The 25,239-nt window shown below is 29.7% G+C and carries 20 protein-coding genes and 1 other RNA gene; 2 read left to right on the top strand and 19 right to left on the bottom strand.

Going from position 1 to position 25,239, the window contains the following annotated elements:
• Positions 1-153 precede the first annotated feature (153 nt).
• The 4 genes from H8891_RS09980 to H8891_RS09995 form a co-directional block, all read right to left on the bottom strand.
• Positions 154-1,758, bottom strand: coding sequence for a VapE domain-containing protein (locus H8891_RS09980; protein ID WP_187006346.1), 1,605 nt, complete (start codon positions 1,756-1,758; stop codon positions 154-156).
• Positions 1,759-1,776: 18 nt separating this feature from the next.
• Positions 1,777-1,977, bottom strand: a complete 201-nt coding sequence (locus tag H8891_RS09985) for a helix-turn-helix domain-containing protein (protein ID WP_187006347.1) — start codon at positions 1,975-1,977, stop codon at positions 1,777-1,779.
• Between the two features lie 244 nt (positions 1,978-2,221).
• Positions 2,222-3,658 carry a 6-phospho-beta-glucosidase gene (locus H8891_RS09990; protein WP_187006348.1) on the bottom strand — a complete coding sequence of 479 codons (1,437 nt, stop codon included), beginning with the start codon at positions 3,656-3,658 and terminating at the stop codon, positions 2,222-2,224.
• A 32-nt stretch (positions 3,659-3,690) separates the two neighbouring features.
• Positions 3,691-5,565 (bottom strand): beta-glucoside-specific PTS transporter subunit IIABC, encoded by a 1,875-nt coding sequence (locus H8891_RS09995; protein WP_187006349.1) that lies wholly within the window; start codon positions 5,563-5,565, stop codon positions 3,691-3,693.
• Between the two features lie 197 nt (positions 5,566-5,762).
• Here H8891_RS09995 and H8891_RS10000 point away from each other — a divergent pair, with 197 nt between their 5' ends.
• Positions 5,763-6,470 (top strand): GntR family transcriptional regulator, encoded by a 708-nt coding sequence (locus tag H8891_RS10000; protein WP_187006350.1) that lies wholly within the window; start codon positions 5,763-5,765, stop codon positions 6,468-6,470.
• A gap of 157 nt (positions 6,471-6,627) precedes the next feature.
• Here the strand turns inward: H8891_RS10000 and H8891_RS10005 are convergent, their stop codons facing one another.
• From H8891_RS10005 to H8891_RS10015, 3 genes are all read right to left on the bottom strand, one after another.
• Positions 6,628-7,347, bottom strand: a complete 720-nt coding sequence (locus H8891_RS10005) for an MBL fold metallo-hydrolase (RefSeq protein WP_187006351.1) — start codon at positions 7,345-7,347, stop codon at positions 6,628-6,630.
• A gap of 116 nt (positions 7,348-7,463) precedes the next feature.
• The gene (locus tag H8891_RS10010) at positions 7,464-7,796 is read right to left on the bottom strand and encodes a CD3324 family protein (protein WP_330604973.1); all 333 of its coding nucleotides are present in this window, start codon (positions 7,794-7,796) and stop codon (positions 7,464-7,466) included.
• 255 nt (positions 7,797-8,051) lie between these two features.
• The gene (locus H8891_RS10015) at positions 8,052-10,517 is read right to left on the bottom strand and encodes a toll/interleukin-1 receptor domain-containing protein (protein WP_187006353.1); all 2,466 of its coding nucleotides are present in this window, start codon (positions 10,515-10,517) and stop codon (positions 8,052-8,054) included.
• 91 nt (positions 10,518-10,608) lie between these two features.
• Between H8891_RS10015 and H8891_RS10020 the strand changes: the two genes are divergently transcribed.
• Complete coding sequence (locus H8891_RS10020; protein ID WP_187006354.1) at positions 10,609-10,881, top strand: hypothetical protein; 273 nt, start codon at positions 10,609-10,611, stop codon at positions 10,879-10,881.
• A 353-nt stretch (positions 10,882-11,234) separates the two neighbouring features.
• On the opposite strand, the gene ssrA is transcribed toward H8891_RS10020, so the two are convergent.
• From ssrA to hslO, 12 genes are all read right to left on the bottom strand, one after another.
• Positions 11,235-11,584, bottom strand: a transfer-messenger RNA (tmRNA) gene (ssrA, locus tag H8891_RS10025).
• Between the two features lie 126 nt (positions 11,585-11,710).
• On the bottom strand, positions 11,711-12,166 hold the full coding sequence (gene smpB / locus H8891_RS10030; RefSeq protein WP_147546722.1) for an SsrA-binding protein SmpB: 456 nt from the start codon (positions 12,164-12,166) through the stop codon (positions 11,711-11,713).
• 419 nt (positions 12,167-12,585) lie between these two features.
• The gene (gene rnr / locus H8891_RS10035; RefSeq protein WP_187006355.1) at positions 12,586-14,733 is read right to left on the bottom strand and encodes a ribonuclease R; all 2,148 of its coding nucleotides are present in this window, start codon (positions 14,731-14,733) and stop codon (positions 12,586-12,588) included.
• 210 nt (positions 14,734-14,943) lie between these two features.
• Positions 14,944-15,165, bottom strand: a complete 222-nt coding sequence (gene secG, locus H8891_RS10040) for a preprotein translocase subunit SecG (RefSeq protein WP_147546726.1) — start codon at positions 15,163-15,165, stop codon at positions 14,944-14,946.
• A 261-nt stretch (positions 15,166-15,426) separates the two neighbouring features.
• Entirely contained in the window at positions 15,427-16,719 is a 1,293-nt protein-coding gene (gene eno, locus H8891_RS10045; protein ID WP_147546729.1) for a phosphopyruvate hydratase, read from the bottom strand.
• 106 nt (positions 16,720-16,825) lie between these two features.
• Positions 16,826-18,355: a 2,3-bisphosphoglycerate-independent phosphoglycerate mutase gene (gpmI, locus tag H8891_RS10050; RefSeq protein WP_187006356.1), complete on the bottom strand. Its 1,530-nt coding sequence runs from the start codon at positions 18,353-18,355 to the stop codon at positions 16,826-16,828.
• Between the two features lie 12 nt (positions 18,356-18,367).
• Positions 18,368-19,114: a triose-phosphate isomerase gene (tpiA, locus tag H8891_RS10055; protein WP_147546734.1), complete on the bottom strand. Its 747-nt coding sequence runs from the start codon at positions 19,112-19,114 to the stop codon at positions 18,368-18,370.
• 117 nt (positions 19,115-19,231) lie between these two features.
• Complete coding sequence (locus H8891_RS10060; RefSeq protein WP_187006357.1) at positions 19,232-20,431, bottom strand: phosphoglycerate kinase; 1,200 nt, start codon at positions 20,429-20,431, stop codon at positions 19,232-19,234.
• A 223-nt stretch (positions 20,432-20,654) separates the two neighbouring features.
• Complete coding sequence (gap, locus tag H8891_RS10065) at positions 20,655-21,662, bottom strand: type I glyceraldehyde-3-phosphate dehydrogenase (RefSeq protein ID WP_147546738.1); 1,008 nt, start codon at positions 21,660-21,662, stop codon at positions 20,655-20,657.
• A 59-nt stretch (positions 21,663-21,721) separates the two neighbouring features.
• Complete coding sequence (locus H8891_RS10070) at positions 21,722-22,744, bottom strand: sugar-binding transcriptional regulator (protein ID WP_147546740.1); 1,023 nt, start codon at positions 22,742-22,744, stop codon at positions 21,722-21,724.
• 146 nt (positions 22,745-22,890) lie between these two features.
• The gene (rpoN, locus tag H8891_RS10075) at positions 22,891-24,228 is read right to left on the bottom strand and encodes an RNA polymerase factor sigma-54 (protein ID WP_187006358.1); all 1,338 of its coding nucleotides are present in this window, start codon (positions 24,226-24,228) and stop codon (positions 22,891-22,893) included.
• Positions 24,229-24,343: 115 nt separating this feature from the next.
• Positions 24,344-25,225, bottom strand: a complete 882-nt coding sequence (gene hslO / locus H8891_RS10080) for an Hsp33 family molecular chaperone HslO (RefSeq protein WP_187006359.1) — start codon at positions 25,223-25,225, stop codon at positions 24,344-24,346.
• Positions 25,226-25,239: the final 14 nt, after the last annotated feature.

Below are 25,239 nucleotides of genomic sequence, written 5' to 3' on the forward strand. Positions count from 1 at the left end.
ATTCTTAAACCTGTTGTTTTTTCTATATTTTAAAGTAGTTCATCAAAAATAAATTTAGTGTACTTTGGCGTACTTTTAGTGTACTTTCCAAAGTATTTTTAAATAAAGTTTTAACTTAATATATAAAAGGTACAGCATTTACTGTACCTAAAATCAACTAATGGACATTATATATTTATATGGTGGGGTGTTATAACCTCTTTTATTACCAACCTTTTTATACTTAGCACCATAACTTTCTAATGTAGCTCTTAAACCTTTACTAGATTTTAAACGTAGTCTATTTGCTATTTCGGTAGAAGACTTCCAATTCCACATAATTTTATCAGCATCCCAATCAAACTCCATATTAATGCCTAGTTCCAATTGATTCATAACCTTAAAATCAGCATTGCTAGTATTTAACCTTTCTATTTGACTTTGATTTAAATAGGTAGTTTCCATATTTTCTTCTTTTAAATACATTACCTCTCCCCATAATTTATCTATATCAATTTTGTCTATCAAATCAAAATCTATCTTTTCAATAGGAATTACCCAATACCTTCTGTTTCCTGATTCATCTTTTAAAAATTCTTCATTATTAACTGTTGCATAAAAGGATGTTTTTCTTGGATATTTAATAGGTACTAATCCATAAGGTCTTCTAAATTCATCCATTTGCTCAGTTATAAAAGCTTTTAACTTTGCTAAGTCTTTTTTAAGAGTTGAATCTAACTCACCTAGTTCACATACCCAATATTTTATACATTGATAAACTTTATCCTTATCACTTGGGTCTAGTTCTAGTCCTGTTTTAACATACATAGGTATTAGTTTTCTTATTAATCTTGTTTTACCTATACCTTGCTTTCCTTGCAATGTTAATATTCCTTCTATGTTAGTGTTTCCATCATTAAATACAATGTTAGCTGTATTTAATAACCACTTCCTTATTAATAATTTTTTTAACTCTTGGTCATAATCACGTCTAGTGATAAGTGCATCACATAACATTTGTATGTATTTGCTTTCCCCATCAAATTCCATATAGCAATTTCTTAGATAATCTACTACTGGATTATATGAATTGTTGTAAGCTATACGATGTATGAAAGATTGTATTGTATTTAGACTTAGGGAAAATCCATATTTATTGCAAAGTGAATGTATATCTACTAACTGACTTTCTAGATTTGTTCCTTCTAGTCCAGTTATTTCAATATCTTTAACTATTTCGTTGTAAACTACATTTATATTATTGTGTTTTAATAGTACATCTAAGTTGTCCCATATTTTTTGAGGTCTATTTTTAGAATCTAAGTAAGGAAAGTTTATATGATAATTTTGATTTATTTCTTTTTCTTGCTTACAGCTTAGTTCAAAGGCTTTGTCTAAGTTTTTTTCTTGTATAGCTTCTTTTACTTGATTGTTGTAATATTCATTGATTTTAGTTTTGTTTACTGAATTTAGTCTGATAGTTCTTTTTGTAGGTAATGTTAGTGGTCTGTTTAATATTTCGTAGGCTTTTTTTAAAGCTTCTATAAAGTTTATTTTTTCTACTCTTTTTATAAAGTCAATTATATCTCCACCTACTCCACATCCAAAGCATTTGTAAAAAGCTCCATTTCCTTTGTCTGCTATTTGAAGGCTTGGTGATTTATCGTTGTGAAATGGACATTTCATTTTGTTTTTTCTTAGTTGGCTTGGATAGTAGTAGTTTATTACTGTTTCTAAATCTCTAATATTTTTTATTTCCTCTATATATTGTTTATACATTTTATCCCCCCTATTCTTTTATAGCGTTATATCTTTTACTTCTATATCTAAGGCTTTAGCTATTTTGTAGATTGTTTCTATTCTTGGTGTTCCTGTTTGATTTATTAGTCTTGATACTGTTGATTTTCCTAGGTTGCTTTTCTTTGCTAGTTTTGTTATTGAGTAGCCTTTTTTTAGCATGTGAAATTTTATTAGTTTTGTGTTGGGTTTGTAGTTCATCATTTCCTCCTATTTTGTTTCGTTTTGTCTTATGAGGTCATGATAGCACTTGGGGATGTAAATTTTCAAATAAAGTATTTGAGAAAAATATTTGAAGAAATTATTTAACTAATTTTAAATTGAGATTGAGAGTAAAATAAAAAAGATATTAGTAATTACTAATATCTTTTTTTATATTTAATAGTGGATACGATTCATAACAATCATGCCCACTATTTTTGTGGTACTAACAATTTTTATTATCCTATAATTTTTCTCCACAAGAATCAATCACATCTTTATACCAGAAATAAGAATCTTTACGTAATCTCTTCATAGTACCATTACCTTCATTATCACGATCAACATATATCATACCGTATCTCTTTTTCATTTCTCCAGTAGTGAAAGATACTAAATCTATTATTCCCCATGGAGTATACCCCATTAATTCTACACCATCATAGTTTACTGCTTCCTTCATTTCTTCTATGTGTTTACTTAAGTAATCTATACGATAAACATCGTGTATTTCTTCATTTTCTTCAACTGTATCTATTGCCCCAAATCCATTTTCAACTATGAATAATGGAAGTTCATATCTATCATATAGACGGTTTAAAGTGTATCTTAAACCAACTGGGTCAATTGGCCACCCCCAGTCACTAGATTTTATATATGGGTTAGGTACTGAGTTTGATAATGCTCCGTTAACAGAATCTGAATTATCATTATTTACATCAGATTTTACAACAGTAGACATGTAGTAACTAAATCCTATATAGTCTACCGTTCCAGCCTTTAATATTTCGGCATCTCCTTCTTCCATTCCTATATCATAGCCTTGTCTTTCAAATTCTTTTAATGCATATCTTGGATAATGTCCACGTACGTGCACATCTGGGAAGAAGAATCTTTGACGCATTGCTTCTTCTGCTGCCATTATATCCTCTGGGTTACAAGAGTATGGATATATAGGTACATGAGAAACCATACATCCTATTTTAAATTCAGAATTTATTTTACGACCTATTATTACTGCCTTTGCACTTGCTAATAATTCATTATGTGCAACCTTGTATAATATAGCCTTTGGATCTTCTCCTGGCTCAACTGTTACTCCTGAGTTTGTCCAAAAGAATAATGGATTATCCGTATCCATTTGATTGTTTATCTCATTGAAAGTCATCCAGTACTTAACTTTATCCTTGTATCTCTTGAAACAAACCTCTGCAAAGTTAGCAAATAAATCTACTACTTTACGGTTTCTAAATCCGCCATATTCCTTAGCTATATGTAGCGGTATTTCAAAATGAGATAAAGTTATAACAGGCTCTATATTATACTTTAATAATTCGTCAAATAAATCATCATAGAATTTTAAACCTTCTTCATTTGGAACTAATTCATCCCCCTTAGGGAATATTCTTGTCCATGCTATAGAAGTTCTTAAGCACTTAATTCCCATTCCAGCAAGTAATGCTATGTCTTCTTTATATCTACTATAAAAATCTATTGCTTCATGATTTGGATAGAATTTGTCTGGCATAACTGTTTCAGTTATTTCTCTAGGTACACCATGTGCACCTGCAGTCATTACATCTACAACGCTAGGACCTTTTCCTCCTGCGTTCCATCCACCTTCAAATTGATGAGCAGCAAATGCTCCTCCCCATAAAAAATCTTTTGGTAATTGATTCATAGTTATCCTCCCGCGTAAATATTTCTTTACGTTTACTTCTCTTTAATATTAATTATTGATTTTCCAAACTCTACTTCTTCATCTATGTATAATGCACATCCTTCATAGATATCACTATTAGTTATTACTACTGGTGTAACTAATGAATATCCTGCTTTTTCTATTTTCTTTATATCAAATTCTAAAAGTAAATCTCCTTCTTTTACTGTTGAATTAGCTTCTGTTTTCATATTGAATCCTGCTCCGTTCATTTTTACGGTATCCATGCCTACATGGATTAATAATTCTACACCTTCTTCAGAACGTAAACCTATTGCATGTTTAGTATCAGCTACAAATTCTACACTTCCATTAAATGGAGCGTACACTTTATTATCCTTTGGCTCTATAGCTATACCTTTACCCATAGCTCCTGATGAAAATACTGGATCTTTTATATTTTCAAGCGCTATTACTTTACCTGTTATTGGATTTTTTATTTCTTTTTCTACTTTTTTTAAACTTTGTGATGAAACTTCAACTTTCGCTTCTTTTTTTTCTTTTTCACCGATACCTATTATTTGGACAATTATTATTGCTCCGAAGAATGCTATAGCTGATCCTAATAACATACCTATTATTGAACTTGGATTATCAGCACTAATAGCATTAACTATTGTTAACATCCCTGGAAGTCCAGCATATACATAGTATGCAGTATTAAATAACGACGCTACTACTGCACCTACTGCCCCTGCTATACATCCAGCTATAAATGGTTTCTTAAGCTTTAAGTTTACCCCATATATTGCCGGCTCTGTAATACCGAATATACCTGTAATACCTGCAGATAATGCTATGTTCTTTGTTGCCATACTTCTAGATTTTATAAATACCCCTACAACAGCTCCTACCTGTGCTATAACTGCCATTGTTTGGAATGCTTGGAATGTATCCATACCATTCATCTCGAAATTTGCTATATTCATTGGTGTAACTCCCCAATGCACTCCAAATATTACTACTATTTGCCATAATCCACCTATAACTGCAGCTGCAACTGTTGGTGCTGCATTATACAAGTAGTTGTATCCATTTGCTATAGCTGTAGCTACTCTATCTGATAAAGGCCCTATCATGATTATAGTGAGAGGAACCATAATTACCATACATAAAAATGGTGTAAATAATGGCTTAACAGCATCCGGTAATTTCTTTTCTATAAACTTTTCTACATAAGATAATAACCATACTAAAAATAATGGAGGTAAAACTGATGACGTATATGTTGTTTCAGCTAAACCAATTCCTAAAAATGTTACTGTTTCTCCACCAGCTATCCTTGATGCTATCTCTGCCCAACTTGGACTTACAAGTGCTGCACAACATGCTACTGCAATATATGGATTACATTTAAAATGCTTTGATGCTGTAATAGCTATGAATATTGGTAAAAATGTAAATGGTGTCCAAGACATAAAGCTTAATACTTCATATGTTCCTGTACTTGCAAAAGATGGGTTTAGCATATTTATTAATATTAAACACCCTTGTAAAATACCTGCTGCAGCTAATACATATATAAATGGTGCAAATACAGCAGACATAGTTGCAATTACTCTATTTAATATACTTGTTTTTTGTTCCTCATCATCATTTGAAGCCTCTAAATTAGTTAAACTTGATAATTTATCAAATACTTTTCCTACATGCATTCCTATAACGACTTGGAACTGGCCTCCAGTTTCTACCACTGTTATAACACCAGTAAGCTCTGAAACTTTTTTATTTGCATCTTTAGGAGTTTCTTTTAAAACTAGTCTAAGTCTAGTTGCACATCTTGATGCTTTAATAATATTTTCTTTTCCTCCAACAGCTGCTAATATATCTACCGCTAACTTTTCATAGTCACGAATACTATTTGACATAATATTTCCTCCTAAATCATTCTTTTTATAAAAATACCTCGTATACAATCATATTATATATTCATATTATAATTATACCGGTACAATTCTGTCAATATCTTTTGAAAACATTTTCTTATACTCCCATCACCTTGGTTTTGTTTATCATTTATGCTATACTTAGTGATGAAATAATTTGACTAGTAAAGGGTGTAAAAATGCTGAAATATCAACAAATAGCTAATAATATAGAAAAATATATTTACGATAATGATTTTTCTCAAGGAACAAAACTACCTACCGTAGAAACTCTTGCTTTAGACTATAATGTAAGTAAAAGTACTATAGTTAAGGCTTTAGAATCCTTAGTTCTTAAAGGAATAGTTTATCAAGTTCAAGGTAGTGGAATATTTGTAAGAAGAAGAAACCGTACTGGTTATATAGACTTAAATGTAACTGCTGGATTCACTAATACCCTAAAAGATTTTAAAGTTACTTCAAAAGTATTAAACTTTGAAGTAATAAATCCAAGTGAAGAAATAGCCCAGTCGCTTGAATGTTCTACGGAAGATGAAGTTTATTCTGTTAAAAGAATAAGATATATTGATCGTGAGATTATGTGTTATGAAGAGTCTTACTACAAAAAGAGCGTTGTTCCATATTTAACTAAAGAAATTGCCGAAAAGTCTATATTTGAATATTTAGAGGCTGCTTTAGGGTTAAACATAGGTTTTTCCGATAGATATGTTCATATAGATAAGTTAAGTGATGATGTAGCTAATATACTTGAATTAAATTCTGGTGATCCTGCTATGACTGTTCTTGAACAGATATATTTATCGTCTGGATTGACGTTTAACTTTACAAAATTGACTTATCATTACAAACATACACAATTTTTCCTTCAATCTTCGCCAATAAAATAAAGAGTATTGAAAGTAAAATTTCAATACTCTTTGTTCTATTCTGTTAAATTTTTTTCCATTTATATATTAATGTTATTTTTATTTCTTTTTTATAATATTCTTATAACACATTTTATATTTATTTAAACTAATTTTATTAGTTCTTTATCACTAATAATTAAATGTTCTCAAGTGAATTCTTTATATCCGATTGATATATTCCTCCATGATAACATATGACTTTATCAATATCATAATTTAGTAATTTATTTATAGATTTTTTAGCCTCTTTCATATTTAATGTATACTGTGGATTTGCAATGGCTAGTTTTTCATCCTCTATCACTAAAGCATCTCCGGCTATCAATGTTTTACTTTCCTTTACATAAATCGATATGTGTCCTGGCATATGACCTGGCGTTTCAATTATCTCTATACCACCACCCCAGTCAAATGTATCACCATCGTTTAAGGTTATATCTATATCAACATTATCTATTGATTCTAGTAATTTATTAAAATTAAGTGCTTCCTCTTTTTGTTCTTCTGGCAAATTATCATATATTGACTCTGCTTGTTGAAGTCTTAAAGACTTTTCTTTTCCACTAATATATTTTTCATCTTTTAATGAAGCTAATATCTGGATATTTGGATACTTTGACTTTAAATCAGCTGCTGATCCCATATGATCAAAATCATGATGAGTTATGATTAACTTTGTCAAATTACTTAAATCTATATTATTTTTAGTTGCACATTTTTCTATTAATGTTAAAAAATTAGAATATCCACAATCAATTAAAATCATTTCTTTATCATCACTTAATATAACTGGATATATTGTATTTGTCATTCCATTAAATTCAAAATTAACTTCTAATACATTTAATTTATTCATCTTACTCCCTCCATAATTAATAATCTTTTCTCTATAGATTATAATTATATCACTAAATATTTAAAGTAATATGTTCATAAACTACTCTGTATTATTCTTGATTATAAATAAAATACTTATTCTTTAATTTTTTGTTGTCTTATTATTCTTCTTATACTATTTTCAGTTAAGTAGTATTGATTTATTAATTCTTTAATCTCTATTCCTTTTTGATATTTATTAAAAATTTCTTTATTCCTTTCAGTTAGCTCTTTTTTTAATCCACTTCTTTCTCCCCAAGACTTTTTATTATCACTCTTAGTTGGGATATATAAATATTCTCCATCTACATATTCTTGAAGTAGTTCAATTATATGCTTAGGTAATATATCTTGTGTTTTTTTATATTTCATCTTCTTTGCTCCTATACTATTTTTTAATTCTATAAATAGTTGTTGCAAAGACTGCACAAAACATATAAGCCCTATATTTGATTAAGGCTCCAAACAACACTTTGCTATAATGTTTTACAGTCTTTGCTTGGAGCCTAATCCTATAATCATTTTTGATTTATTAAACATTTGAACACTTCCTTTTTTAATTTATATTAACATAAAATTAAAAACCATATTGACTATTTCATCAATATGGTTTTTGTGAATTTCAATGGTGGAGACGATTCATAGCAATCATATCCACGATTTCTCTAAAATTAAAATCAATCTCTAAGAATATTTTAATAACCTTTGTGTAAATCTATCTTTTGCCTGTTCTGTATAATTTTTTATCCTAGTATTAAAATATCTTGATGCTTCTTCTGATCTGCCCTCTATAGACATAAGTATTGATTTAAAAATTACTATAGTATTGCTAGATGATCCACTTCCATTTTCTTCAAGGTAATTTATGATGTCTTTCATGTCATCTATTCTTTTAAACTTTTCACATATATCAAATTTAACTATTCTAGCATAGTTTAACCTTGGATAATCTTGTATTGATTTGTTTACTAATATCAAGGCATCTTCTTCATTATTATTGCAGAATGCTTCAAATTGAGCCTTACATCTTAATAACATTTCATTAGCTTTCTCACTTTTAATTCTATCCAGATTAGAAATTAACTCTGTTAATATAGCCCTTTTATCGTCTATATTCATGTCACTTTTAATTAAGCAACTAAAGTATGCTTGGATATGATATGGATTTGTTTTATCATTCTCATAATGCTCCTTTGCATATTCCATAGCTTTCGAATATTCCTGCAAGTTCATAAATACTTGTACTAATTCTCTTTTAGCTTTATTGAAGCTACTTCTGATAGCTAAACTCTTATTTAATTCTTCTAAAGCCCTATCATTTTTACCTATCTGTCTAAAATAAAAAGCTTTTAAAAAATTATGGTCTTCCCCATTTATATATTGAACTTCTTCTAATAATCTAGCACTTTGAATCTTGGCAAGAGATAAGCATAGAAGATATCTTATCTCAAATATTATTTTCGCATCCATAAAGTTAATATTTTCTAAAGCTTTATCTGCAAATCTAATAACTTCCTTATAATTTCTCTTCTTCTCATATAATTCTGTCATTGTTTTTAAATATAATGATGGTATTATTAAATCATCATCAATTTTTTCACCATCTAGTAATGCCTTTTTAAGGGAAAATAGGAATTCCGGCATATTATACTCTTCTATATCAGTATTCTTTAAGAAAGAACTTAATTTTTCTTTCATTGCCTTTTCATGAATAGGAGACATCTTTATTCCATTTCTTTGTAAATAATTTCTTACAGCATCATTTACTCTAATGTACTCATTAGTTGCACCGATATTCTCACAAATTCCAAAATTAATAAATTCATTTAACTTATCACTATATTTTTCTTCATCTCCAACAATATCAAAAACAAAATCATATCCAATATAATCAAACTCCGCTAATAAATATAGAAATTCCATGCTTTCTTTATCATTTTCAAAATTTATTAATATTGTACTTACTTTTTGACTATTATAATCTACTAATAAGTGAGTGTTCTGTTTCAAATACTTTATTCCTTTAGATTTTATTATATCTACTGCAAAAAATATTTGCTCAGGATACCCATATAATAAATCACCTATGAATTTAATATCTTCAATCTCTAGTTCAATATTTTCAAATTGTGAATATCTTTTTAATAATCCATTTCTTTCTTTTTTATCAAGTTCTGAAATATGTACAGAGTATATATGCTCCTTTTTCCACAAGTCTTCAATAAATAATTTAAATTTAGATGCTATGCAGAAAGTAATTTTAGGAGTTTTTTTGATATTTTCTAGAATATCAAAAAACCACTTACTTAATTCTCCCTTGTGATTTATTATACAGCCGTTATCTCTAATTAATATTTTTTCATTAAGCTTTTGTATATCTTCTATTATACGTATTGCAATATTCACCTTATCTTCTACTGTTTTGCATATAAGATACTTTAAATCTATTTCTTCGGAGAATCCTAAGTCATATAGTTTCATAATAAAGTCTTCAAGGCTTTCATCAAAATTCAAATAAATTATAGGCATTTGATATGACTCTTTTATAATATTTGTTTTCTTGAAGCAATGCCTTATTAAGGCTGACCTTCCTATACTTTTAAATCCAGAAAAAATAAAACAGCTTGGAACTTCCTTCTCAAATGAGTCTATTCGTTCTTCAAAATTCCTTATATATTCATTTCTACCAACAAATATATTCTCTCTATCTTTTATTCTAGGATGAATCGTCCAACTTATTTCTCTCATTCTTTGAATTATCATATTTACGCTTTTACTTGGTCTACTAATATATTTTAAATTGTACTCCCTTAACCATTTTGGAATTCTTTCATCATCAAATGTTATGTTTTTATCTATTATTATAGGATATATTCTATCTAACTTCTCTCTAGTTAGTAATTTTTCTGATTTATCTAGTTCATACTTCACCCAATCTGATTCTAGAGATGAGTTTGATATGAATATTACGAATAGGTCTGACTTTTCCAATCCTCTGTCTATTTCTTCAATGGATTTCATTCCTTCTTCAAATGTATATTCATCATATACTACATTATGAAACCCCATCTCTTTAGTTAACTTATCTGCTACTATTCTTACATAACTTTCCTTATCTCTACTACTATGAGATAAAAATACTTTAGGCATATTAACCCTCCCCCTTTTATAAATTTATTTTACCATATTAAGGAATATTTTTACACTTATAGAGCATACTTTTTGTTAAGGAGTGATTTTATTGAATTATATTACATTATCTACACTACCATCATGTCAACTTAATGAGTTTAATTTAAATAGCGGTGAATTAGTATCAATTAATTCAAACACTATCTACGAAAATGTTAAAACTATATTTTTAGTTCATAACTTAAGCGGCAAATTTATAATACTTTATGATATTAATGGCTGTCGTAAAGCAAAAATTAGAGTTCCTATATCTGAAAATAACATCTATTATGATCATTCAGATTCAAATAAAACATTTAAACTATTATTTAATATGAAATGATCGTAGTTTTCTAATAGACTCATTTCATATTAAATATCATCCCCTGATATACCCCACTTAATAATGTTATTTGATAAATCAATTTTTTATTACTTTGTATAGCTTTCATCTAATAAAAAATCATGACTTACTATCTATATATTTATCTTTCTATTTTAGTAATGGACATGTAGTTTTCATAATATTAAAAACTATATAAATTTATGTACTTTGATATGCATTAAATATATACCTCCATTTGTAGTCCATTAATATAGATTTCTTCGCACCTCATATAGTCTTATTTTAATTTACTTTTTCCACACATAAAAAAACACATTGATAAAATATCAATGTGTTTTCGTGGATTTTAATGGTGGAGACGAGGGGAGTCGAACCCCTGTCCGCAAGTCTTTTCCTCGCTGCATCTACGTGTGTAGCCATCTGATTTAAATCTCGTCGCACACATCGCCCAGTGGCAAGCTATGTGATTGACCAGTCCCGATTAGTCCACTCTCGGTCGAGACACCCCGAAAGTAGTTCCCTGCATAGATGACGTCCAGGCCTAGCCGGCAGGAGGGCTTAGGCGGGACGAGCAGTCATTATGCTGCTAAAGCGTAATTATCGTTTGCGTTTATTTTAAATTCCCCAGTTTTTACGTGACCCAGAGTAACACGACACGCAGCCTCAAGTTCCAAACCCACGTCGAAACCATTACGCCCCCGTGGTAGTTTTATAGTCCTTAAGACTTTTTCGCAAACTTTTTTTCACCATTTATTATTATTAAGTTGTTATCTATATAATAAAACTTTTTAAAAACAAAAGCAATATTATCTCATTGGAATTAATACTAGTATCTACCAGATAATTCTCTTTCTATACGTCTATTAGCATCTTTTTTGGCTAAGTCTTGACGTTTGTCATATAATTTCTTACCTTTAGCTAAAGCAAGCTCTACTTTTACTTTACCATTTTTAAGATAAACACTTAAAGGAATTAAAGAATATCCTTTTATAGTAGTAGCCCCTATAAGCTTTCTAATTTCATGTTTATGAAGTAATAATTTTCTAACTCTAAGAGGATCAACATTAAAAATGTTACCTTGCTCGTATGGACTTATATGAACTTGTTTTAAAAATACTTCTGAATTATCAACAGAAGCATAACCATCAGTCAAGTTAAGCTTTCCTTGTCTAATAGACTTAACCTCAGTACCCTTTAACTCGATACCACACTCATAAGTCTCTTCTATAAAATACTCATGTCTAGCTTTTCTATTAGTAGCTAAAACCTTAACACCTGCCATACAATTCACCTCTTATCTTTATCCTTCATTTAATTACCTTAAAATATACCATATATAACCATACTAGTCAATAGTTACAAAATCCTAGTAAAATCATATATATAACTATATTTAATACTATTATATGTAATAACTACAAATCTATTACACATAATTAATATATTATTATATTAATACCCAAATAAATGCTTTAACAACATATAACTTAAATATTATTAAAAAATAATTTTTTAATAATTTAAATTTCTTATATTTTAAAATCTTTTTTATAAATCTTTTGCCCTTTCTCTTTCCCCTCAAAGTTAAGTTGCAAAAACAAGGTTTTGAATAGTTGTTGACGAAACACTTAAAGACCGCTTTTTTTAGGTCTTTGTGTGAAGGAAACAACTATTCAAAACCTGTCACTAGCAAGTAACTAACTACTCATCTATATCATTTTCAACTTTACCTAATAATGCAAAGTCAATTTCTTTAAAGTCAACATTAACCTTATCAACTCTTATCTTAACAACATCACCGATTTTATACATTTTCTTAGTTCTCTCACCTAAAATAGTAAAAGTATTTTCATCAAATATATAATAATCATCACTCATATCAGCAAGTCTAACTAAACCTTCAACAGTATTATCAAGTTCTATAAACATACCAAAAGAAGTTACACTAGAAACTATACCGATAAACTCTTCTCCAACTTTATCTTCCATATATCTAGCTTTGTAAATATCTTTAACATCTCTTTCAGCAAGTTCTGCTTCTCTTTCTCTTTCAGAAGATTGAGTTGAAGCATAATCAACTATTTGAGCTAACTGCTCTTGTCTTTTTTGACTTATCTTTCCATTTAAGAACTCTTTTATAATTCTATGGATTTGTAAGTCTGGATATCTTCTTATTGGAGAAGTAAAGTGAGAGTAATATTGTGCTGCTAATCCAAAGTGACCTATACACTCTGGTGAATATCTAGCTTGTTTTAAAGAACGAAGCATAATAGTACTTATAGCCTTCTCCTCAGTAGTTCCATGTATATTTTCTATAATCTTTTGTAATTCCTTAGGATGAACACTTTCTAAATCACCTTTTATAACATATCCAAAAGTAGATATAAACTTATTTAAAGTTTCTATCTTTTCATGTGCTGGAGTTTCATGGATTCTGTAAACAAAAGGCATGTTTAACCAGAAGAAATGCTCTGCAACAGTTTCATTTGTAACTAACATAAACTCTTCTATTATTCTATTTGATATTCTTCTTTCATATTGTTTTATATCTACAACATCCCCATCACCATTTAAAATTATCTTAGCTTCTGGGAAATCAAAATCTATAGCTCCACGCTTTTCTCTTCTTTGCATTAATATTCTTGCTAATTTTTCAGCATTATAAAAATCATCTACAAGCTTAGCAAATGTCTTTTTAAGCTTTTCATCATCTTTTTCAAGAATATCAGAAACCTCTGTATAAGTCATTCTAGCTTTAGAATTTATAATAGTTTCTTTTATATCATGTTTAACAACTTCACCTTTACTGTTTATTTCCATAAACACAGATAATGTAAGCTTATCTTCAAAAGGGTTTAAACTACATACTCCATTAGATAAAGTCTTAGGTAACATAGGTATAACCTTATCAACTAAGTACACTGAAGTAGCTCTTTTTAAAGCTTCTTTATCTAATTTGCTTTTTTCTTTTACATAATGAGTAACGTCAGCTATATGAACTCCTAGCTTGTAGTTTCCATTATCTAAAACTTCTATAGATACAGCGTCATCTAAGTCTTTAGCATCTTCACCATCTATAGTAAATATATTCATATCTCTTATATCTAATCTTCTATCTATTTCTTCTTGTGGTATTTCAATAGCTACCTTCTCAGCTTCATCTAATACTTTCTTAGGAAACTCTTCAGGTAATCCATGCTCTCTTATTACAGAAGCAATTTCAACGTATCTTTCACCTTTTTGTCCTAATACTTCTATTATCTTACCTTCTGGCTTTCTATCTTCCATTGGCCACTTTGTTATTCTACAAACAACTTTGTCATTTGCTTTTGCACCATTGAAAAACTTCTTAGGAACAAATATATCCTTATTAAATTTCTTATTATCAGGCACAACAAACCCAAAGTTTTTACTATCTTGGAAAGTTCCTACAACATCTGTTATAGCTCTTTCTATTACCTTAATTATTCTACCTTCTGCTCTTTTTTCGTCCGTTGCTGGTGTTGTTATTTCCGCTATTACTCTGTCATTATGCATTGCACCGTTTAAGCTATCTGAAGGTATAAATAAATCTTGAGTGTATTCTTCATCAGATTCTACAAATCCAAATCCTTTTTTATGAGATACTAATTTACCTACAAAAAGCCCCATCTTGTTTGGAGATGTATATTTACCTTTTTTAGTAAGTATTAAATACCCATCTTCTACTAACTCGTCTAAAAAGTTATAAAACATCGGTATTTCTGTGTGATGTATATCAAATATCATTGCTAACTCTTCTTTTTTTAGAGGATTGTATGCTGCTTCTGATATAAGTCCCAACAATTTTTGTTTTAGCTCTTCACCCATTGTTTTTCCTCCTCATTTTTATATTTGTTATTTAATTTATTCTATGCGTTTAATAAATATTTTTCCCAATTTATTTATATAAATTACATATATATTAACTATTCCTAAATTATATCACTAATTGGTTTATTTTGTAATTTTTTGTTTTTTTAAATAAAAAACAATTACGATTTTCGTAATTGTCATCTTTATTAAACAAATTTAATTTTATTATTTAACTAAAAGTAAAGCTATTGCATTTAAGAAAAATAATACTGATGTTATTTTTGTAACTCTTGATAAAAAAGCTTCTTTTCCTTTTGGCTTAAAATAGCTTTGTGTTCCTTCTCCACCGAATTCAGTAGGTACAGCATTTTTGCTATCTTGTGGCATTATACTTATTACTAAAACGATAGATAAAACTATTTGTAATCCCATTAAAACATTAGCCATGGTTATCCTCCTACGTTTATAATCTCTAATTATAACATAATTTTAGTGTAGCACAATAAAATGCTACATTCAAGTTATTAAGCCTATCTTCTTTATATTATATACCTAATATCATTAAAATTTTTTAGTTTATAAAGTTATATATTAAATTTTATTCTTATAAAGAATTATTTACATAAAGTAGTATTTTATTCTACTTATATAAAAATAAAGAGCCTTATAAAAATCTAAGGCTCCTTTTATATAAAATAATTTATATTATTATTTTTTTAAGTTATAGAAAGATTTTAAACCACAGTATCTAGCAGGTTCACCTATCATTTCTTCTATTCTTAATAATTGGTTGTATTTAGCAACTCTATCAGTTCTTGATGGAGCACCAGTTTTTATTTGACCAGCATTTACTGCTACTGCTAAGTCAGCTATTGTAGTATCTTCAGTTTCTCCTGATCTATGAGATATAACAGCAGTGTATCCAGCTCTTTTTGCCATTTCTATAGCATCTAAAGTTTCAGTTAAAGTACCTATTTGGTTAACTTTTACTAATATAGAGTTAGCAACACCAGCTTCTATTCCTCTTTCTAATCTTTCAGTATTAGTAACAAATAAGTCGTCTCCAACTAATTGTAATTTGTTTCCTAATCTTTCAGTTAATACTTTCCATCCATCCCAGTCTTCTTCGTCTAATCCATCTTCTATTGTTATTATTGGGAAGTTGTTAGCCCAATCTTCATATAATTCAACCATTTGCTCTGAAGTTAATTCTTTACCTTCTCCAGCTAAAACGTATTTTTTAGTTTCTTTGTTATACATTTCAGAAGCAGCAACGTCAAGTCCTAACATAACGTCTTTTCCTGGCTCATATCCAGCTTTTGATATAGCTTCAACTATTAATTCTAATGCAGCTCTGTTTGAATCTAAGTTTGGAGCGAATCCTCCCTCATCACCAACACCACAAGCTAATCCTTTTTCTCCTAAAACTTTCTTTAAAGAGTGGAATACTTCTGCACCCATTCTTAAAGCTTCTCTGAAAGATTTAGCTCCTACTGGTAATATCATAAATTCTTGAACGTCTACGTTATTATCAGCATGCTCTCCACCGTTTAATATGTTCATCATTGGAACTGGTAATTGTTTAGCATTTACTCCACCTAAGTATTGGAATAAAGGTAGTCCAACTTCTTCAGCAGCAGCTCTAGCTACAGCCATAGAAACACCTAATATAGCATTAGCTCCTAATTTACCTTTGTTTTTAGTTCCATCTAATTCTATTAATAATCCATCTATTCCTGGTTGGTCAGTTGCATCCATACCTTCTAATTCAGGTGCTATTATTTCATTTACATTATCAACTGCTTTTTCAACACCTTTTCCTAAGAATCTATCTTTATCTCCATCTCTTAACTCAACTGCTTCGAAAGCTCCTGTTGATGCTCCTGATGGAACTATAGCTCTACCAGTTGCTCCACTTTCTAATACTACTTCAACCTCTACAGTTGGGTTTCCTCTTGAATCTAATACTTCTCTAGCGTATACTAAATCGATTAATGACATAATTATGTCTCCTTTCAAGTTTACTATCAAATTTTTGAATTTATTTATATTATATTATATATTTTGGTAAATTATAGTTAATTTAGGCTAAATTTGCCGTATATAATTATTTTTCTATTAATGAAGTTCCAGTCATTTCTTCTGGTTTTTCTAAGTTCATTAAATCAAGTACTGTAGGTGATATATCAGATAATCTTCCACCTTCTCTTAGTTTAACTGATTTATAATCATCACCTACTACTATAAATGGCACAGGGTTAGTTGAGTGAGCAGTTACAGTAGTTTTAGTTTCAGGGTCTTGCATAAGTTCTGCATTACCGTGGTCTGCAGTTATTAAAGAAACTCCACCTTTTTCTAATATTTTCGCTGTAACTTGACCAACACATTTATCTACTTCTTCTACAGCCTTAACTGCTGCTTCTATAACTCCAGTATGTCCTACCATATCAGGGTTAGCATAGTTAAGTACTATAAAGTCGTATTTATCTTCATCTATAGCTTTTAATATTTTTTCTGTTAATTCATCAGCACTCATTTCTGGTTGAAGGTCATATGTTGCAACCTTTGGAGATGGTACTAATAATCTATCTTCATCTTTATTTGGTTCTTCTACTCCACCATTGAAGAAGAAAGTAACATGAGCGTATTTTTCTGTTTCAGCAGCTCTTAATTGAGTTTTGCCCTTTTCAGCTAAATACTCTCCTAATGTATTTTTTAAACTTTGCGGTTTAAATGCTACATTAACATTTTTTATAGTTATGTCATATGTAGTTAAACAAACAAAGTAAGTTTTCATGCAAGGTCTTTCAAATCCAGTAAAATCATCACATACTAATGCTCTAGTTATTTGTCTTGCTCTATCTGGTCTAAAGTTTCCAAATACTATAGAGTCATTTTCTTTTATAAGACCAACTGGCTTATCATTTTCAACTATTACAGTTGGTAATACGAATTCATCTGTTTTATCATCGGCATAAGCTTTTTCTATCGCTTCTTTTGCAGAAGTCGCAGTTTCACCTTTGCCATCTACCATAGCTTCATAAGCTAATTGAATTCTTTCCCATCTTTTATCTCTATCCATAGCATAGTATCTTCCTGATACTGATGCAAATTTACCCACGCCTACTTCTTTCATGTATTTTTCTACATCTTCGATATAAGTTAAAGCACTTTTTGGTTCAGTGTCTCTACCATCTGTAAATGCGTGAACATATACATTTTCAACACCATTTTCTTTAGCCATTTTTATTACAGCTTTTAAATGGTCTATGTGTGAGTGAACTCCACCATCAGATAATAATCCCATTAAATGAAGTGCATGTTCTTTTCCATTTTCCATAGCTTTTAGTAAGACTTCATTTTTAAAGAACTCACCATCTTCTATTGCTTTACTAACTCTAGTTAAATCTTGATATACTATTCTTCCTGCACCAATGTTAGTGTGTCCCACTTCTGAGTTACCCATTTGTCCATCTGGAAGACCTACATCAAGTCCACTAGCTTTTATTAAAGTATGAGGATAGTTTTCATGTAATTTATCTAAGTTAGGAGTCTTTGCACTTGCTACTGCATTTCCTACCTTTATATCACTACATCCAAAACCGTCCATTATTATTAATGCCACTGGTTTTTTCATGTTTTTCACTCCTTAGAAATTAACAAGCTCTACAAAGTCAGCAGGTTTTAAACTAGCTCCACCAACTAAAGCTCCATCTATATCAGTTTGATTCATTATTTCAGATACATTAGCAGGTTTAACACTTCCACCGTATTGTATTCTTACTTCTTCAGATATTTCTTCTCCATATAATCCTTTAACTACATCTCTAACATATGCTATTACATCGTTAGCTTGCTCAGCAGTTGCAGTTTTACCAGTTCCTATAGCCCATATTGGTTCATAAGCTATAACAACTTTTTTCATATCATCTTTAGATACGTTTTCTAAAGCTTTTTCAACTTGTACTTTACATACATCTTTAGTTTTATCAGCTTCTCTTTCTTCTAATGTTTCACCTATACATAATATTGGGTCTATTCCTGATTTTAAAGCTTTTAATACTTTTTTGTTTACTGTTTCATTAGTTTCATTAAAGTATTGTCTTCTTTCAGAATGTCCAAGTACTACATAATCTATGTTTAATTCATTTAACATAGGAGCAGATACTTCTCCTGTGAATGCTCCATTATCTTCATAGTGCATATTTTGAGCACCTATTTTTATATCAGTTCCTTTTGTAGCTTCCTTTAAATCTTTTAATAAAGTAAAAGGTGCGCATATAACTGCTTCCACATCTGTATTATTTACTTTTCCTTTTATTTCATTAACAAATTCTACAGCTTCAGCTATAGTTTTGTGCATTTTCCAGTTTCCTGCTATTATAGGTTTTCTCATTTTAATTCCTCCATTACTATAAACTCTATATAGTACTTTTTTTAACTATGGTAGTGGTGGTAGTTTTATCACTACCATAGTCATATATTTTAAATTATTGGTAACTACTAATTTTTCTTATTTGTTATCTAAAGCTACTATACCTGGTAATTCTTTACCTTCTAAGAATTCAAGAGAAGCTCCTCCACCAGTTGAAACGTGAGTCATTTTATCTCCAAATCCTAATTGGTTAACAGCCGCAGCAGAATCTCCTCCACCTATAACTGTTGTAGCATCAGTCAATGCTGCCATAGCTTTAGCAACAGCTAATGTTCCTTTTGCGAAGTTTTCAAATTCGAATACTCCCATAGGTCCATTCCATACTATTGTTTTAGAAGCTTTTACTGTATTTACATATTCTTCTATTGTTTTAGGTCCTATATCTAGTCCCATATATCCAGCTGGTATATTTGCATCTTCAGTTATAACTGGTTTAACATCAGCAAATTTATCAGCTACAGCATTGTCTATTGGTAATAATAATTTAACACCTTTAGCTTTTGCTTTTTCCATCATTTCTTTAGCATATTCAACTTTATCTTCTTCTACTAAAGAAGTTCCTATTTCATATCCTTGAGCTTTTAAGAATGTATAAGCCATTCCTCCACCTATTATTAGGTTGTCTACTTTTTCTAATAATTCATTTATAACAGCTATCTTATCAGAAACTTTAGCTCCACCTAATATAGCAGTAAAAGGTCTTACAGGATTAGCTACTGCTTCTCCTAAGAATTTTAATTCTTTTTGAATTAAGTATCCACAAGCTCTCTCAGCTAAAAATTCTCCAGCACCAACTGTTGAACAGTGAGCTCTATGTGCAGTTCCGAATGCATCATTTACGAATATTTCAGCTAAAGAAGCTAATTCTTTAGAAAAGTTTTCTTCATTTTTAGTTTCTTCTTTTCTATATCTAGTATTTTCAAGTAATACTACATCACCATTTTCCATTTTATCTACAGCAGCTTTTGCATTTTCTCCTACAACGTTTTCGTCAGCTGCAAATATAACTTCTTTACCTAACATTTCAGATAATCTTTTAGCTACTGGTGCTAAAGACAACTCTGGTTTAGCTTCTCCTTTAGGCTTTCCTAAGTGAGAACATAATATTACTTTTGCTCCGTTATCTACTAAGTATTTTATAGTAGGCATTGCCCCGTTTAATCTATTTTCATCAGTTATAACCCCATCTTTTAAAGGTACGTTGAAATCACATCTAACTAAAACTTTCTTACCACACACATCTATATCTTCTATTGTTTTCTTATTAAGCATTGACATAGTCATATCTCCTCTCAAAATAGTTCACACTATTTAGTATATCACATTTGTTGATTTTTGTATAAAAGTATATCACATTGATAAAGATTTGCTTCGCCTAAGCGACGTGTCGACGAAACATTTCATATCATCAATGACTTTATACGTTGCTAAAAAAGTCCGGAGCCCGTAGCGTTAAACTACAAACCCGGACTTTTTTGAAGCCTTTTACTTTTTATTTAAATTACTTAGCTAAGTTAGCGAAGTATCCTAAAGTTCTTATTAATTGAGAAGTGTAAGACATTTCATTGTCATACCAAGAAGTAACTTTAACTAATTGTTTTCCATCTACTTCCATAACTCTTGTTTGAGTTGCATCAAATAATGATCCGTATTCTATTCCTATTATATCTGTAGATACTAATGGTTCTTCAGTGTATCCGAAAGATTCATTAGATGCTTCTTTCATTGCAGCATTTATTTCTTCTACAGTTACATTTTTATCTAATGTACAAACTAATTCAGTTAAAGAACCAGTTACAACTGGAACTCTTTGAGCTCCTCCGTCTAATTTACCTTTTAATTCTGGTATAACTAAACCTATAGCTTTTGCAGCTCCTGTAGTGTTAGGAACTATATTAGCAGCAGCAGCTCTAGCTCTTCTTAAATCACCCTTAGCATGAGGACCATCTAAAGTATTTTGGTCATTAGTATATGCATGTATAGTAGTCATGAACCCTTTTTGTAATCCGAATTTATCATTTAAAGTTTTAGCCATTGGTGCTAAACAGTTAGTTGTACAAGAAGCCCCTGATATAACTGTTTCACTACCATCTAATATATCATGGTTAACGTTAAATACTACTGTCTTTAAGTCTCCTTTTGCAGGTGCAGATATAACAACTTTCTTAGCACCAGCTTCTAAGTGAAGACCAGCTTTTTCTTGAGATGTGAAGAATCCAGTACACTCTAATACTATATCAACATTTAATTCTTTCCATGGTAAGTCTTGTGGGTTTCTTTCTGCAGTAACTTTTATTTCTTGACCGTTAACTACGAAAGCTCCTTCTTTAACTTCTATTTCACCGTTGAATCTTCCTTGAGCTGAATCGTATTTGAATAAGTGAGCTAATGTCTTAGCATCTGTTAAGTCATTTATTGCTACTACTTCAAATTTATCAGTTTGCTCCATTAATCTTCTTAGAGCTAATCTACCTATTCTACCAAATCCATTTATTGCTACTTTAACCATTTTATTTGCCTCCCTAAAATAAATGTGTGTATATTTAGCTAGCTTTAGCTAGTTATTAACTAATTTATTTCTAATATTTTATAAGCACTTTCCTCATCTGTAACAATTACCATATTATCATTTACCTTTGAAATCGCAGTAACTGCTTCTGCTTTACTTGCTCCTGCAAATATAGCTATATTATTTTTTACAGATTTAAATGTTTCTAAATTAATTCCTACAGTATTTAATTCATATACTATTTCACCATCTTTATTAAAATAATATCCAAAAGCTTCTCCAACAGCTCCTTTAGATAATATTTCTTCTACTTGTTTTTTTGGTAATTTTCTTCTAGTAGCCATTTCATCTGCTCTTCCAATTCCAAATACAAGTATGTCTGTATCTACTATGTAATTTAAAGTTTTCTTTATCTCTGGTTCCAAACTAAGCGTTTTCATAGCCTCTACACCTAGCTCATCTGGTATATGAAGTAACTTATAGTGTGCTCCTAATTTTTTACCTAAAATTGCTACAATATTATTTGCTTGAGTTTCTACATCTTTTCCGACTCCTCCTCTAGCAGGAACTATAGTCGTTTGATTGTATTTTTTATCGCCTCTTAAACTATTTGCAAATTCTAACATAGTACTTCCACCAGTTATTGATACAATGTTTGTATCTTTTAATATACTTAAAAAATACTCTGCACCTTGTTTTGCAACATCTTTTAGTAAGCTTTCATTTTTTTCATAGTTGCCAGGAATTATTATAACTTTCTTTATTCCTAGTTTTTCTTTAACTCTATTTTGTAGCTTAGAAAGACCCATAACCTCATTCATAATATCTTTTAGTTGATCTAAAAGCTCTAATCCTTCTTCTGTAACTGTCATTCCTGATACAGCTACATTTATTAGATTTTGTTCTTTTAAAACTTCTGTTTCAGATCTTATTACTCTTTCGCTAATTTCTAGCATATTGGATAATGTACGTCTTCCTATTGGTTCAGTTAAAGATATTTGTCTTAAAATTAAATATCTTCTTTCCATAAGTTCTATTACTTGTGGAATTAACTTTTTTTGTATATTAATTAAGTCATTCATTAAAATCTTGCTCCTTCAATATTAATTAATGTTATAGGGACATTTTATGTCCCTTGTTTAATTTTTAGTCCCACAAGTTAATTTTATTTTATAGGAAATCCTTACTAATTTCAATAGTTTTTAAAATTTTTTTTATAATTTTATTATTAATATTCCCTTCTTTTGCTAGATGAAGGTATCTGAAGCTCTTCCCTGTACTTGGCTACAGTCCTTCTAGCCACTGAAATTCCACTATCTTTTAATATTTTTGATAATTGCTCATCACTTAAAGGTTTTTTCTTATTTTCCCCTTTTATTGTTTCCTTTATTATCTTTTTTATACTTGTGCTAGAAGCCATCTCATTTGAAGTAGTTTCTATAGCACTACTAAAGAAGTATTTAAATTCATATACTCCAAAAGGTGTTAGCATATACTTTCCATTTACCCCTCTGCTTATTGTCGATTCGTGACATTCTATCATGTAAGCTATATCTTTTAACTTTAATGGCTTTATAAATTGTGGCCCTTTATTAAAAAACTCTTCTTGAGATGAAACTATAGCTTCTGCAATTTTAAGTATGGTATGATTTCTACTTTGTATATTTTTAGCTAAATTTGTTGCAGAATTTAGTTTTGATTTTATAAAGTCTTTAGCTTCATTGTCTGAAGAAGAATTTTTCAAAACTTCTTTGTAGAAATTATTTATTTTTAGTACGTATGAATCTCTTTCATTTATATAAACAATAAATTCATCGTCTACTTTTTCAACTATAACATCTGGTTGCACGTATACCGTCTTGTCACTAGAACATAATTTTCCTGGTTTTGGATCTAATTTTTTTATCCTATTAACTAAGCTTATACACTTATCCATCGACAACTTATGTTTTTTACTAATTTCTTTTATTTTATTTGATGCTATTAAATTTAAATCTTCTTTTATTATTTGTATTAAATCTTCATCATAAATCCCTTGATTTTTAATTTGTATTATTAAACATTCAACTAAATTTCTTGCTCCAACCCCTATAGGATCTAATTGTTGAATCTTTGTTAAACAATTTTCAAACGTAAATTTATCTATCCCTAAATCTCCTAATATATATTGCTCTTCTATTCTTAAATATCCATCTTCATCTAAACTATCTATTATATAATTGCAAATTTCTTTTTCTAATTCTGTAAGTTTATATAATCCAATTTGGAGATTTAGATATTCATATAAATTAGTTTCTTCCCTGATAATGTTTTCTAAGTTTAAATCATTATCTGGATTATAAGATTTTTCTCCTTTATATCCATTATCAATATTATTTATATAAGCCTCCCAATTTATCTCTTCCTTACGCTCAATATCTAATAGTGGATTTTCTTCTGATTCTTTTCTTATTTCTTCTTCTAATTCAACTTTACTCATATTAAGGATTGCTAAGGATTGTTTCAACTGAGTTGTCATAACTAGCTTTTGTGATTGAACTAATTCCAACCTATTATTAAAGTTCATAAATTTACTCACCTCGCTTTATATCTATTGTCATATACTAAAAAAACCCTTTCGCATTAATATATTCTACCACTTGGTACAACACTTATGCAAAAGGGTTTTATCCAATCTTTTATTATTTATTCATTTTATCTAATATAGATTTTAATTCATCTTCATTAAATAAATATTTTGTATTACAGAATTGACATCCTATTTCTGCTTGTTTATCTTCTTCTATTATTTCAGATAATTGTTCTTTTCCTATAGATATTAAAACACCTTCAACTCTTTCTTTAGAACATTCACATTCAAATCCTACTTCACATTTATCTAATATTTGAGGATTTAAACCTTTAAGTACTATTTCAAGTATATCTTCAGGGGTCTTTCCATCTTTTAGCATGTTAGTTATAGAATCTAATCCTTTAACATTTTCTTCTAATGTTGCTATAGTTTCTTCAACAGCATCTGGCATTAATTGAACTATAAATCCTCCAGCATGCTCTACTTCTTCTTCTTTAGTTAATACACCTAAAGCTACTACTGATGGAGTTTGCTCTGATACTGCAAAGTAGTAAGTTAAATCTTGTGCTATTTCTCCACTAACTATAGGATATGATCCATTATATGGCTCTCTTAATCCTAAATCCTTAGTAACTCTAACTGTTCCTTCTGTACCAACAGCAGCTGCAACATTTAATTTTCCATTTGGATAATCTTCAACTACAACATTTGGATTGTCTACATATCCTTTTACCATTCCTTTAGAATTAGCTGTTGCTAATATGCTTCCTATAGGTCCTCCACCTTTTATTATAACTGTTATTTTATCTCCATCATTTTTCATCATAAGACCCATCATAGATGTTGCTGTTAGAGTTCTTCCTAATGCTGCAGTTGCAACTTTAGTAGTTTTATGCATTTCTCTAGCTGTTTCTACCATATTTTTAGTTGTAGCAACAAAAGCTCTTACTTGACCGTCTCCAGCTGTTGCTCTTATTACATAATCTTTCATACGTATTCCTCCAA

It is taken from the genome of Paeniclostridium hominis (genome assembly GCF_014306135.1).
GTDB classification, from domain to species: domain Bacteria; phylum Bacillota; class Clostridia; order Peptostreptococcales; family Peptostreptococcaceae; genus Paraclostridium; species Paraclostridium hominis.